Origin of the sequence: Tritonibacter litoralis (assembly GCF_009496005.1) — a bacterium.
In the GTDB taxonomy this organism is placed as follows: Bacteria; Pseudomonadota; Alphaproteobacteria; order Rhodobacterales; family Rhodobacteraceae; genus Epibacterium; species Epibacterium litoralis.
Window position 1 is genome coordinate 85,749 of sequence record NZ_WIBF01000002.1, and the last position, 12,400, is coordinate 98,148.

11 protein-coding genes and 2 tRNA genes are annotated in these 12,400 nt (G+C 58.4%); 7 read left to right on the forward strand and 6 right to left on the reverse strand.

All coding sequences use genetic code 11. The features are described from left to right. The first annotated feature begins 10 nt into the window (after window positions 1–10). From GFB49_RS04635 to dtd, 3 genes are all read left to right on the forward strand, one after another. On the forward strand, window positions 11–1,198 hold the full coding sequence (locus tag GFB49_RS04635) for an SPFH domain-containing protein (protein WP_153214653.1): 1,188 nt from the start codon (window positions 11–13) through the stop codon (window positions 1,196–1,198). 78 nt (window positions 1,199–1,276) lie between these two features. Next, window positions 1,277–2,416 (forward strand): TFIIB-type zinc finger domain-containing protein, encoded by a 1,140-nt coding sequence (locus GFB49_RS04640; RefSeq protein ID WP_153214654.1) that lies wholly within the window; start codon window positions 1,277–1,279, stop codon window positions 2,414–2,416. A gap of 12 nt (window positions 2,417–2,428) precedes the next feature. Further along, window positions 2,429–2,875, forward strand: a complete 447-nt coding sequence (dtd, locus tag GFB49_RS04645) for a D-aminoacyl-tRNA deacylase (RefSeq protein WP_153214655.1) — start codon at window positions 2,429–2,431, stop codon at window positions 2,873–2,875. Between the two features lie 54 nt (window positions 2,876–2,929). Here dtd and GFB49_RS04650 read toward each other — a convergent pair whose 3' ends face one another. From GFB49_RS04650 to GFB49_RS04665, 4 genes are all read right to left on the reverse strand, one after another. After that, window positions 2,930–3,853 (reverse strand): alpha/beta hydrolase, encoded by a 924-nt coding sequence (locus tag GFB49_RS04650; RefSeq protein ID WP_343032471.1) that lies wholly within the window; start codon window positions 3,851–3,853, stop codon window positions 2,930–2,932. 71 nt (window positions 3,854–3,924) lie between these two features. Continuing rightward, on the reverse strand, window positions 3,925–5,811 hold the full coding sequence (locus GFB49_RS04655; protein ID WP_153214656.1) for an acyl-CoA synthetase: 1,887 nt from the start codon (window positions 5,809–5,811) through the stop codon (window positions 3,925–3,927). Window positions 5,812–5,997: 186 nt separating this feature from the next. Continuing rightward, the gene (locus GFB49_RS04660) at window positions 5,998–7,797 is read right to left on the reverse strand and encodes an ABC transporter transmembrane domain-containing protein (RefSeq protein WP_153214657.1); all 1,800 of its coding nucleotides are present in this window, start codon (window positions 7,795–7,797) and stop codon (window positions 5,998–6,000) included. A gap of 229 nt (window positions 7,798–8,026) precedes the next feature. Then, window positions 8,027–8,100: transfer RNA gene (locus GFB49_RS04665), tRNA-Gly, on the reverse strand. 221 nt (window positions 8,101–8,321) lie between these two features. Here GFB49_RS04665 and GFB49_RS04670 point away from each other — a divergent pair. Continuing rightward, a complete protein-coding gene (locus GFB49_RS04670) occupies window positions 8,322–9,017 on the forward strand; it encodes a CbiX/SirB N-terminal domain-containing protein (protein ID WP_343032472.1) in 696 nt (231 codons plus the stop codon). Window positions 9,018–9,114: 97 nt separating this feature from the next. After that, window positions 9,115–9,188, forward strand: a tRNA-Cys gene (locus tag GFB49_RS04675). 62 nt (window positions 9,189–9,250) lie between these two features. On the opposite strand, the gene GFB49_RS04680 is transcribed toward GFB49_RS04675, so the two are convergent. Then, the gene (locus GFB49_RS04680; RefSeq protein ID WP_343032492.1) at window positions 9,251–9,775 is read right to left on the reverse strand and encodes a tyrosine-type recombinase/integrase; all 525 of its coding nucleotides are present in this window, start codon (window positions 9,773–9,775) and stop codon (window positions 9,251–9,253) included. 28 nt (window positions 9,776–9,803) lie between these two features. On the opposite strand from GFB49_RS04680, the gene GFB49_RS04685 reads away from it, so the two are divergent. Further along, entirely contained in the window at window positions 9,804–10,232 is a 429-nt protein-coding gene (locus GFB49_RS04685) for a DMT family transporter (protein WP_343032473.1), read from the forward strand. 255 nt (window positions 10,233–10,487) lie between these two features. On the opposite strand, the gene GFB49_RS04690 is transcribed toward GFB49_RS04685, so the two are convergent. After that, window positions 10,488–10,847, reverse strand: coding sequence for a winged helix-turn-helix transcriptional regulator (locus GFB49_RS04690; protein ID WP_153214658.1), 360 nt, complete (start codon window positions 10,845–10,847; stop codon window positions 10,488–10,490). 109 nt (window positions 10,848–10,956) lie between these two features. Between GFB49_RS04690 and GFB49_RS04695 the strand changes: the two genes are divergently transcribed. Next, entirely contained in the window at window positions 10,957–12,078 is a 1,122-nt protein-coding gene (locus tag GFB49_RS04695) for an oxidoreductase (protein ID WP_153214659.1), read from the forward strand. Window positions 12,079–12,400 lie beyond the last annotated feature (322 nt).

The following is a 12,400-nucleotide window of genomic DNA, read 5'->3' on the forward strand; positions in this document are numbered from 1 at the left end:
GGATCAGACCATGGGTATTTTCGACTTTTTGAAGGGTGAGTTTATTGACGTCATCCATTGGGTAGATGACACGCATGACACGATGGTCTGGCGGTTTGAACGCGAAGGCCATGAGATCAAATACGGTGCCAAACTGACGGTGCGCGAGGGGCAGTCGGCGGTCTTTGTGCATGAGGGGCAGCTGGCGGATGTCTTTACCCCCGGTCTTTATATGCTTGAGACCAACAATATGCCGATCATGACCACGCTGCAGCATTGGGACCACGGGTTTCAATCGCCGTTCAAGTCAGAGATCTATTTTGTCGACACCACGCGGTTTAATGATCTGAAATGGGGCACCAAAAACCCGATCATCTGCCGTGATCCTGAATTTGGTCCCGTGCGTCTGCGCGCTTTTGGCACCTATAGCGTGCGCGTGGTGGATCCAGCCCGCTTCCTGACCGAGATCGTGGGCACGGATGGTGAATTCACCATGGATGAGATCTCATTCCAGGTGCGCAATATCATTGTGCAAGAGTTCAGCCGCGTGGTCGCGGGATCTGGCATTCCGGTGCTGGATATGGCGGCCAATACCGGTGATCTGGGCAAGCTGGTGGCGGCTGAGATTTCCGGCACCATTGCGGAATATGGCCTCGCCATCCCTGAGCTTTATATCGAGAACATCTCCCTGCCCCCTGCGGTCGAGGCGGCGATGGACAAGCGCACGCAGATGGGGATTATCGGCGATCTGGGGGCCTATACGCAGTTTTCTGCAGCCGAAGCGATGACCGCGGCAGCACAGACGCCCAACAGCGGCATGGGTGCCGGGCTAGGCATGGGAATGGGCATGGCGATGGCCCAGCAGATGGGGAACCAGTTTGGTGCGGGTGCAGCGGGTCCGGCCTCTGGTCCATGGGGCGCGCGTCCCGCCCCCGCTGCGGCACATCCGCAAGCGCCTGTGGCCAGCGGGCATGCGGCACCGCCCCCTCCCCCGCCGCCGGTGGAGCATGTGTGGCATATCGCCGAAAATGGCGCGACCACCGGCCCCTATTCCAAAGCGCGGATGGGGCGGATGGCACAGGATGGCACCCTGACCCGCGCCACTTTGGTCTGGACGCCCGGGCAGGACGGATGGAAAGCCGCCGGTGATGTGGCCGAGCTGGCGCAGCTGTTTACCATTCTGCCCCCTCCGCCGCCGCCCCCACCACCGGGCGCGTGATCCGAAGCCGAACCTGACCCCTTGTGAAAAGGGCGGTGCGTTTTGGGCACCGCCTTCTCTGTGACGATGAGCCCTGACATGAGCCAGATGCCGCCCCCGCCGCCCGCTGCAACCGAAGCAGAAGAAACCCACCGGTTCCCCTGTGAGCAATGTGGTGCAGATTACCGGTATCACCCGGACAGCGGCACGTTGACTTGTGATCATTGTGGTCACACGACGCAGATCCGTGAAGAGGCCTCGTCAGGCCCTTGGGGAGGCGGCAACGGCGCGATGGAGGAGCTGGACTTCAAAGCCGCCGTTGCCAAGGCCTTGCCTGCGACCGAGATGGAGGTGACACGGGTCAGCAGCTGCCCGAACTGCGCCGCGCAAGTGGAATTTGATCCCACCACCCACGCCCGCGAATGCCCGTTTTGCGCCACACCCGTGGTGGCAGATACCGGCCCCAATCGGCATATCAAGCCCAAGGGGGTTGTGCCTTTTGCGGTGGATGAACGCAGCGCGCAGACGGCCATGACCCAATGGCTGGGGCGTTTGTGGTTTGCCCCAAATGGCTTGCAAGAATATGCCCGCAAAGGGCGCAAGATGGACGGGATCTATGTGCCGTTCTGGACCTATGATGCCGAAACCCGCACCCAATATCGCGGCCAGCGTGGCACCGTGTATTATGTCGAGCAAAAGGTGGTTGTCGACGGGAAGAGCCAGACCCGCCGCGTGGCCAAGGTGCGCTGGACCGGTGTTACCGGGCGGGTGCGCCGGTTCTTTGACGACGTGCTGGTTCTGGCGTCCAAATCACTGCCCAAGCGCAATACCGAAGGGTTGGAGCCCTGGGACCTGTCGCAGCTGGAGCCTTATCAACCGCAGTATCTGGCCGGGTTTCGCGCCGAAGCTTACGCGGTGGATCTGGAGGCTGGATTTGCGGAGGCCCGCGCCAAAATGGACCGGGTGATTGAACGGGACGTGCGGTTTGACATTGGTGGCGACCGGCAACGGATCGACAGCCTGCGCACGGATGTGAGCGATGTGACGTTCAAACATGTGCTGCTGCCTGTCTGGCTTGCGGCCTATAAATACCGGGGCAAGACCTATCGCTTTGTCGTGAACGGCCAGTCGGGCCGTGTGCAGGGCGAGCGTCCCTATTCCGCGTGGAAGATTGCCTTTGCAGTGCTGTTGGGTCTGTTGGTTCTGGGCGGTGTGGCGCTGGTTGGCGGCATGAAGTAAGGGGCAGACAGGATGCGCGCATTGGTGCAACGGGTGGCCGAGGCCACTGTGCGAGTGGACGGCGAGGTCATAGGCGAGATTGGACCGGGGCTTTTGGTGCTGGTCTGCGCGATGGCGGGGGATGGATCGTCTGAGGCCGAATATCTGGCGCGCAAGATCGCCAAGATGCGGATATTCCAGGATGCGGCGGGCAAGATGAACCGATCCGTGCTGGATCAGGGCGGCGCAGTGCTGGTTGTCAGCCAGTTCACCCTGGCCGCAGACACGCGCAGCGGCAATCGGCCCGGTTTTTCCACGGCCGCCCGGCCAGAGGCGGGTGAGGCTTTGTACCTTGAATTTGTGGATCTGATGCGGGGCCACGGCATCACGGTTGCAACCGGATCCTTTGGCGCGGATATGAAAGTGTCGCTGATCAATGACGGGCCGGTGACCATCTGGATCGACAGCGATCAGGCCTGAGCGCGGCGCGGTCTGATTGCAGACGTTTAATCGCAGGCGTTCGATCCCAGACGTTCAATCCCAGGACCATATCCCCTGCCCCAGCGCCTCGACCGCGAGGGTGATCCGTTCAAAGCTTTCGCCAGCGCGGCGCACCTCGTGGCGGGCGCGCAGGTAGGAATGCACCAGACCGGCCTCATTCACCCAATGGGCTTTGCCGCCCGCAGCCAGCAGTTTTTCCACATAAAGCCGCGCGTCATCGCGCAGCGGATCACAATCGGCTGAAAAGGCCACGGTTGGCACCAGATCCGCGAAATCCAGATCTTCAAGCGGGGCAAAACTGGCATCTGCGCTTTCGCCATTTCCCATTTGGCGCAGCTGTTGCATCTGCAGCAGATCCGCACGGGTCAGCATCGGCGCAGACATATGTTCCTGATACGAGGGGGTATCCGACACTTTGCCCAACAGAGGATAGACCAAAACCTGCCCCAAAAGCTCGGCCATGCTGGAGCGGGCTTTGTGTGCCAGTGCCGCACAAAGGTTCGCACCGGCGCTGTCGCCAAACAGAACAACGCCTCCCTGGAAGCTGCTTTGGGTCCAGGTCAGCGCTTGCCAGCAATCCTCAAAGGCCGCGGGATGCGGATATTCAGGGGCCAGGCGGTAGTCCACTGCGACCACTCGGTATCCGGTATGGGCTGCAATCTCGGCGCAGATATCATCATGGCTGTTGAGACCGCCAAAAACAAAGCCACCGCCATGGCAAAACAGCACCGTGCAGGTCGGCTGCCCCACCGTATAAACGCGCACCGGAACACCATTTGCATCACGATCCTCGGTGTCCACGCCCGACGGGCGGCGGGCGCGGAACTCGTTGCTCCAGGCGTCATACAGGCGGCGGCGTTCGGTCAGAGGGGCTGGTGGGTCTTCGCTTGGCAACAGTTCGTCCGTGCGCCGGATAAAGGCCCAGGTCTCTTCGTCGATGAGTTTTTCGTAGTTCACCGCACACCTCCTTAGGGATCCCTATGACGTTAGGGCAGAGATTGCGCGGTGAAAAGAAGTCTTTGCCCCAATCAGATCGCATCCCACGGGCGGGTAAAGGCGCCAAGGACATGGGACACACTGTCGCTGTCACTGCCGTTCAATGTGACCTGCGCCGCCAGACCCCGGTGTTTGTCATCCACCACATGGTCAACACGGGCCGCCAAACCGGCTTCGGTCAAAGCGGCGTTGTAGACCCGCGTGATTGCCAGTTTGCGCAGATCCGGTTTGAAGACTTTGCCCACCGCAGTTTTCGGCAGGGCGTCCAAAATGGTCAAATGTTTGGGGATCGCGGCGCGTTCGTGGATATGGACCTTGGAATAGTCCATCAGCTCAGCCTCGGTGACCTCGGCGCCATCCACCAGTTCCACATAGACGCAAGGCAATTCCCCCGCGTGGGCATCCGGCTGGCCAATGGCCCCGGCAAAGGCGACGGCTTCATGGCCCAGCACCGCCTCTTCGATCTCGGCCGGGTCGATATTGTGGCCACCCCGGATGATCAAATCCTTGGCCCGGCCTGTGATCCAAAGATAGCCGTCTTCGCCCATGCGTCCCAGATCGCCGGTGCGCAGGTAAATGCCCTGATAATAGAGGTCCGCGTTTTTGGCAGCTTCGGTATATGTATGGCCCGGAAAGACGCCGGGGTTTGAGACACAGATTTCACCCACCTCGCCCACGGCGGCCTCTTGCAGCCCGTCCGCTGTGGATTGCACGATTTTAACATCCGTATAGGGAAACGGAATCCCAACCGAACCGATCTGTTTTTCCCCCTCAACCGGGTTACAGGACACAAGGCAGGTGGCCTCGGTCAGCCCATAGCCTTCGACGATGTTCACGCCAGAGGTGGCTTGGAACCGGTTAAACAGCTCAAGCGGCATCGGCGCTGAGCCCGAAAAGGCGATTTTCACAGAGGAGATATCCGCATCCACCGGGCGCTGCATCAAGGCTGAAACGGCCGTGGGCACCGTGATAATGAACGAGATTTTCCAGCGTTCGATCAGTTTCCAGAAATTATCAAACACACCTTCGCCGCGATACCCTTGGGGCGTTGGAAACACCACATGCGCCCCCGAGGCCACGGCCGCCATCATGATCACATGGCAAGCAAAAACATGGAACATTGGCAAGGGGCACATGATGTTGTCGTTTTCTGAGAACAACAGCGTCGACCCGATCCATCCGTTGTAGATCAGGCCGGAATATTTGTGCTGCGCCACCTTTGGCATGCCGGTGGTGCCGCCGGTGTGGAAGTAACACGCCACCCGGTCGCCGGTGCTGTCAGCGAACGCCAAAGTGGTCGGGTGTTTGCGCATCTCTTTGTTGAAACACAGGTAATCCGCATGGGCCAGATGCGCTTTGTCGGCCATCTTGGGGCGCAGGAATGGCACGATCCAGGACTTTGGCGGGGTCAGATAGCGGTTCAGATCGACCTCTAGCACCGTGTTCACATGGGGTGCGTGGCGCACGGCTTCGGCGACCTTTTGTGGCACATCGGTTTTCGGGAAAGGTTTCAGGGTCACCACAACTTTGGCATTGGTTTCCCGCAGGATCGAGGCGATCTGCTCTGGCTCCAGCAACGGGTTGATCGGGTTCACAATCCCCGCAACCGCACCACCCAAAAACGTATACAGCGCCTCGTTACAGTTTGGCAGCACATAGGCGATGGTGTCCTCTTCCCCCACCCCCAGCGCGCGGAACATATTTGCGGCTTGGGTCACACGGGCGTGGAACTCCCGCCAATTCACCGTCTCGGCCTTGTCGGATGGGCCAGAGAGCAGCTGATAGCTGACGGCTTTGTGGTCCGGGAATTTCCCCGCTGTCCGTGACAACAACCCATAGAGCGTCTCGGGCATGCCGCGCTCTTTGTATGTCATCTCACTTGCAAATTGGGCGCACGCTTCAGCGGTGGCAAATCCCATCCTGTCCTCTCCTCCCTCATTAACCGTCCCCAAGCCGCACCGTAAATGTGATGCAGTTGAGGATGTTTAGATCATAAATGCGAAAGTTCTGAAGCGCCAGCAAGGCGCGGCGCTACGTCAGCCAAAGGGCATAGCCGTGAAAACGCCGCGTCACTTTTTGCAAAGAGGACTGGATTATGACTGTCGTTATTCTGCCGCCATACCGTCGGTAAATTGCAAGCGCGCGAGACGGGCATAAAGCCCGCCCTGGGCCACCAGCTGATCATGGGTGCCGATTGCAACAATGCGCCCGCCGTCCATGACCACAATCCGGTCAGCTTTTTTCACCGTGGCCAGACGGTGCGCCACCACCAATGTGGTACGTCCCTGGCTCAGCTCATCCACTGCGGCCTGCACCAGACGTTCGCTTTCGGCATCCAAGGCCGAGGTCGCCTCATCCAACAGAAGAACCGGTGCATCGCGCAGGATCGCGCGGGCGATGGCAATCCGCTGTTTCTGACCGCCCGACAGCATCACGCCGCGCTCCCCCAGGAAACTGTCGTACCCTTCTGGCAGCGCCGCAATGAAGTCATGCGCAGCGGCGGCCTTGGCCGCTGCCTCGATCTCGGCATCCGTGGCATCGGGACGGCCAAAGCGGATGTTTTCGCGTGCCGAAGCGGCAAAGATCACCGGGCTTTGCGGAACCAATGCAATGGACTGGCGGAACACATCGCGCTGCATCCGGTTGAGCGCCACGCCGTCCAGCCGCACTTCGCCCTCGTTGGGATCATAATAGCGCTGCAGCAGTTGGATAATGGTCGTTTTGCCTGCACCAGAGGGGCCGACAAAGGCAACGGTTTCCCCCGGTGCAACGGTCAAAGACACATCGCCTAAGGCCACCGCATCCGGGCGCGCAGGATAGCGGAACGTCACGCCGTCAAACTCGATCTGCCCTTTTACGGGCTGCGGCAGCGGACGTGGCGCGTCGGGATCCTGAACGCTGTCTTTGGCTTCCAACAGCTCAACCAGACGTTCGGTGGCGCCGGCGGCGCGCTGCAGCTCGCTCCAGATCTCGGACAGGGCCGCGACCGATCCGGCGACCAGCACGGCATAGATCACAAACTGGACCAATGTGCCTTCGGTCATGGTGCCCGCGCGCACGTCATTGGCACCGATCCACAACACACCCACCACGCCGGAGAACACCAGGAAGATCACGATCACGGTCAAATAGGCCCGCGTACGGATGCGCCGCTGCGAGCTGTCAAAGGCGGTCTCGGTCAGCTCATCAAACTGGCGACGGCTGATCGCTTCATGGGTAAAGGCCTGAACGGTCTGCACCGCCGCCAAGGCCTCACCCGCGTTGCCAGATGAGGCTGCAATCCAGTCCTGGTTCTCGCGGCTGATCACCCGCAAACGCCGCCCCAAGGTCATAATCGGCACCACAACGGCGGGCACGATCAACAGAACCAGCAACGTCAGCTTGGCCGAGGTGAGCAGCATCAACACCAAGCCACCCATAAAGATCAGCAGGTTGCGCAGGGCAATCGATGCCGACGAACCCAGCACAGATTGGATCAGCGTCGTGTCGGTGGTAATCCGGCTCAGCACTTCACCGGTCAGGATGTTTTCAAAAAACGCGGGGCTCATGCCGATGACGCGGTCAAACACGGCTTTGCGAATGTCGGCCACCACCCGTTCACCCAGGCGGGTCACCAACGTATAGCGCAGGCCGGTGCCAACCGCCAAAAGCGCCGCGATCCCCAATGCGGCCAGGAAATAATGGTTCAGCAGCGCCGCCTCGGAAAACCGGAAGTTATCCACCACCCGGCGCACAGCCAGCGGCAGGGTCAAGGACACGCCCGCCGTCAAAACCAGTGCCGCCAAAGCCCCAAGGATCAACAGGCTGTAGGGTTTCATAAACGGCCACAAGGCCCGAAGCACGCCAATTTTCTTTGAGCCTTCACGCTCGTCCTGTGCACCCGGGGCTGCCTGTCGTCTGGCCATGGTGGCTCCCTCAATTCCTGCAGAGCCGCAACGGCTCACTCACGTCCCAGCTGGGCCGCAAGGGCCCGCAAAGTCCCATTTGAACCACAATGGTCCAAGAAAGTCATATGTGTCATGGCCATGTCGCCCCCCAAGGTCAAGCGGCCAAGTGCCGCGCACGACCAAAGACCAAGAATTGCGACCTCAAAAAGGCGCGGCCAAAGACATAAAACTGAACCCTGTGGAATTCTGGAGCGGGTAGAGGGAATCGAACCCTCACCTTAAGCTTGGAAGGCTCTTATGATACCATTTCACCATACCCGCTCAGATGTGAGCGATGGTTTATGTGAAGCTTTGGCGAAGGTCAACCAACTAATTTGCCAGTTTTTTCTGCCGCCTGTAATTTTGTGATCTATGATCTAGGGATCTCTGTCAGGCCGCTGTTGCATCCATTGTAACCGCTTGACAGAGCGGCCGTTGTTCTTACCTCTGTACCGTCAGAATTAAACACAAACAGCCACGACCCCTCGTCAAAGGAACCACCAGTGCCCACCGCCATCCTCGTGTCGCATGGCCAGCCCTCCGCGCCGGAAGCCCCCGAAGCGGCTTTGGCCGCACTTGCGCGAGATGTGGCGGCTGAACTGCCAGAGTGGGACATCCGATCTGCAACCTTGTCAACGCCCGGTCGGCTAGAGGATGTGGCCCGTGACGGCGCGATGGTTTTTCCATTCTTTATGGCAAGTGGCTGGTTCACCACCAAAGTCCTGCCCCGCCGTTTGGGTGAGACAAAAACGCGGATTTTGCAACCTTTTGGGCTGGACCCCAATCTGCCTGCCCTTGCGGCGGATGCCGTACGGGATGTGATCGCGCAACAGTCCTGGTCCGTTGCCGATGTCAGTGTTTTGTTGGCCGCCCATGGCTCTGCCCGCGGTCCTCATGCGGCGGCAGCGGCGTTCTCCTTTGCAAAGGCGCTGTCCGCTGCCCTGCCCGGCCCCCGCATCAACTGCGGCTTTGTCGAACAAGCCCCCCGCATCCGCGACGCCGCCGCCCCCTTGCCAGGTCAAAGCCTCTGCCTGCCGTTTTTTGCCCAGGCTGGCGATCACGTGCGCGATGACGTCCCCGAAGCCCTCGGCCAAGCAGCCTTCCAAGGCATCCCCCTACCCGTGGTCGGCGCTCTGCCCGGTGTCGCCACCTTGATCGCCCAAGGATTAAGATCCGCCCGGTCAGACTCCAGTTCGTAAGAGCTTGTCCAAGCACGACAGTTTTTTAACGGATCGGGCAAAACCCCCTTGCACCTCCCCCAAGCATGTGATTAATCACGCCCTACACCACCGGTAAGGCGAGTTGGCGGAGTGGTGACGCAGCGGATTGCAAATCCGTGTACACCGGTTCGATTCCGGTACTCGCCTCCATTTAAAAACAATCACTTACATCACTCCTTGCCGTGTTTGGAGCCCCGCGTTTACAGGGGCGTTTACATTTTTGTGTCTTGAGACAGTGATTTTGCTCGATTGAGCTTGCGCAGAACCGCATCGCTTTCGTCCGGACTAACCTGCGCATAATGCTCGAATACCTGCGCCGCGTAGCGAACCGACCACCCCATCAGCACCGCAATCTGGCGCAAAGACAGATCGGCATTTAGCAATCTTGTCGCGGCTGTCCCGCGTGTATCAGACAGAGTCTTCTCCCTACCGTCGATCCAAGGGGGGATCTGAGCTTCGCGCAGCCACTTGGTGATCTGGTTCGATGCCCAACGGGCCGTCAAAGGTCCGCCAAGCTCTGACACCAGCAACACCTCTTGGCCTTCCGGCGTCTCTGCGATCAATTTCTCGAGGGCTGACATGGCAGGGATATATGCGTTTTGGCCGCGCTTACTGGTCCTGAATCGAAGACGTTTGCCATGCGGTGTGTCTAAGAACTGGTCCATTTTGACCTGAACCAGATCGGCCGCTCGCAAGCAGGTTTCGCATCCGGCGTTCAGGATCCTTTGGACCCACAGGGGTGCATGTTTTGGCCTGTTCTGGGCCGTGCTGAACGGAGGACTATTCGTTCTCTATATTATCCTTGGCCACAAGATTTCCGAAGGCGGCGCATCGGGCGGTGTGGAACTTCTGGGCGCGGCTATGACTGCGGCCTTCCTCTTCGTTACACCAATCGGTTTTCTGCAAGCGATCAACGCCTTCGGCGCGCCGCTTATAGTTCAGGCCGGAATTGGGGTCGGTACCTGCTCCTCCGTCATCCCCTATGTATGCGATCAGCTCGCAATGGCCCGCCTGCCGCGAGCCAGCTTCGCGTTCCTGCTCACGCTACTTCCTGCGACTGCCACTATCATCGGTGTTATCGTCCTGCGCCAGATTCCGAGCGCCGTGGACGTCTGGGGCGTTGCACTGGTCATGATCGGCGTGGCCGTTCACAAACCGGTGCCGATTCCGGTCGCTGCGGCGAATGGGAACTGAAACCGCTCGTTCAACGCTCCCTGACAAATGAGCAGGGTGGGCTCGGAGATGACTTCCGCGGCTCAGCGCGTGAAAGTCTCCTTTGATGGCTGCTCTACCCTAGCCAGCCGTTGAAGCGCCGCAAACGTTTGCCCGGACTGCGGGACTTTGCGGACTTTCGTCGCTGTCTTTCCAACGTCAGCTATATGGATGATCCTGTTCTGCGAGATGCCAACGGACCGCAAAAGACTGTTTGCTAGGTACATTTCGAAGAGTTCAATGGTCTGCTTCTGAATTGGCAGCGCCTATTTTCTCTTTGATGTAGGCCTTTGACCACTCCTCCAGCTGCGCCAGAAGCGGTTTGAGTGCGGCGCCGTGTTCACTCAGCGAATATTCAACCTTCGGGGGGACCACTGGGTAAACGGTTCGGACAATAATGTCATATTTCTCCAAGTCACGGAGCTGCTTCGTGAGCATGCGCTGCGTGATATCGGGTATGGTTTTGTGTAGCTCGCCAAAGCGCATTGTGCGTTGACAAAGGCACCACAGGATCATGCCTTTCCATTTCCCACCAATTATGCCCAAAGCGGTTTCAGTCGGGCAGAACAATTGTTCTTCTTTGAAGAGATCGGCCATAGCAGCTCCTTACTTACATTTTTGTATGTATATGCCTTTTTTGTGCATTCTTGCAGCAATTGCATGCTATTTCTATTTCTGCGTCATAGACAATAGGAAGCAGAGATCTATGACACAGACAGCAAACACCCACCCCGCCTTGAACACTGGCTCCATCCAAAACTTGGAACTTGCAAATCGCTACGTTCTTGCCCCGATGTCACGTGCCAGCGCGACCGAGGATGGCGTGCCGACAGCCGAGATGGCCGAGTACTATGCGCGTTTCGCAAAAGGCGGATTTGGGTTGCTCATCGCAGAAGGCGCCTATCCCGATACAACCTTTTCACAGGCTTATTCCAATCAACCTGGTTTGTGCACAGACGCGCAGCAGGAAGGATGGCGGCAAGTCGTAGAAGCCGTTCATGCCCAGGGCAGCAAAATAGTTCTCCAGCTGATCCATGCGGGGGCCGTGTCTCAAGTGGTGGATGTTCCGCACGGGCCATCCCCTATTCGCCCAGAAGGACATATGCTGCAAATGTACGGCACCAAGCAGGGACCCTACGAAGAACCAGCCGAGCTTTGCGAAAAAGATATTGCAGCCCTCAAAGCGGGCTTTGTCCAAGCCGCCAAACGGGCCGAAAAAGCAGGCTTTGACGGCGTAGAAATTCACTGCGCAAATGGATATCTATTGGACCAGTTCCTGACACCCGAGACCAACCTTCGAAACGCGCCATATGGAGGGTCTGTTGAAAACCGCATCCGATTGACGTGTGAGATAATTGCAGAGGTTCGGGCCATTTGCCGCCAAGATTTTGTTACCGGCGTGCGTCTATCTCAGGCAAAGGCGACACAACCCGATTATTTTTGGATGGGTGGACTGGACGATGCACGCGTTATCTTCTCGGCTGTGGCCGAAGCTGGTGCCAGTTTCATTCATTTTGCCAGCGAGCGGAACGGCTATTTCTACCATAGCAGCACCAAAGATGGTGTCCGTCTAACCAAGCTTGCGCGTGAAATAACGGGGTTACCTGTTATTGCCAATGGGGGACTTGAAGACTTCAGCCTCTCAGCACAAATTTTGTCGGAAGGGGAGGCTGATTTTCTCGCTATCGGAAAGTCAGCAATGTGCAATCCAGATCTTCCAAACCGAATTGCTAACCAGCAGTTGCTAAAGGACTTCACCTTTGAAGTGTTCTCCTACGGAATCCAAGTTTCTGGCCAGCTCAAATGGGAGGCTGAGCAATCAGCCTAACAAATTAAAGGGCTACACCGGCTTACCACTATTCAGAATAAGGCGGTGTTGCATCGCACACGCTGCGACCTGGCGCTGTTCCAGAGTTGAGGATAAGGCTCACGCGGAAGAAATTCCAAATGTAAGAATTGAGAAGTGGGCAAAGAACAAAGCGGCCGTTGAAGTGTCTTGCAGCATCAGTAAATTTGGGCTCAAATCGGACTTGCGGCGTTGCGGCAGGCAGACCTTAACCTCCTAGGCTTCGGCGCGACCAAACGGATGGCCACTGTCATCAAATCTTGCCCGCCCCATATATTATCGATGCGTCTTTGGTCGCAAGGAA

Coding starts and splice junctions, on each gene's coding strand:
- GFB49_RS04695 (WP_153214659.1), top strand. CDS start 10,957: ATGACACAGACAGCAAACACCCACCCCGCCTTGAACACTGGCTCCATC.
- dtd (WP_153214655.1), top strand. CDS start 2,429: ATGCGCGCATTGGTGCAACGGGTGGCCGAGGCCACTGTGCGAGTGGAC.
- GFB49_RS04635 (WP_153214653.1), top strand. CDS start 11: ATGGGTATTTTCGACTTTTTGAAGGGTGAGTTTATTGACGTCATCCAT.
- GFB49_RS04660 (WP_153214657.1), bottom strand. CDS start 7,797: ATGGCCAGACGACAGGCAGCCCCGGGTGCACAGGACGAGCGTGAAGGC.
- GFB49_RS04640 (WP_153214654.1), top strand. CDS start 1,277: ATGAGCCAGATGCCGCCCCCGCCGCCCGCTGCAACCGAAGCAGAAGAA.
- GFB49_RS04655 (WP_153214656.1), bottom strand. CDS start 5,811: ATGGGATTTGCCACCGCTGAAGCGTGCGCCCAATTTGCAAGTGAGATG.
- GFB49_RS04690 (WP_153214658.1), bottom strand. CDS start 10,847: ATGGCCGATCTCTTCAAAGAAGAACAATTGTTCTGCCCGACTGAAACC.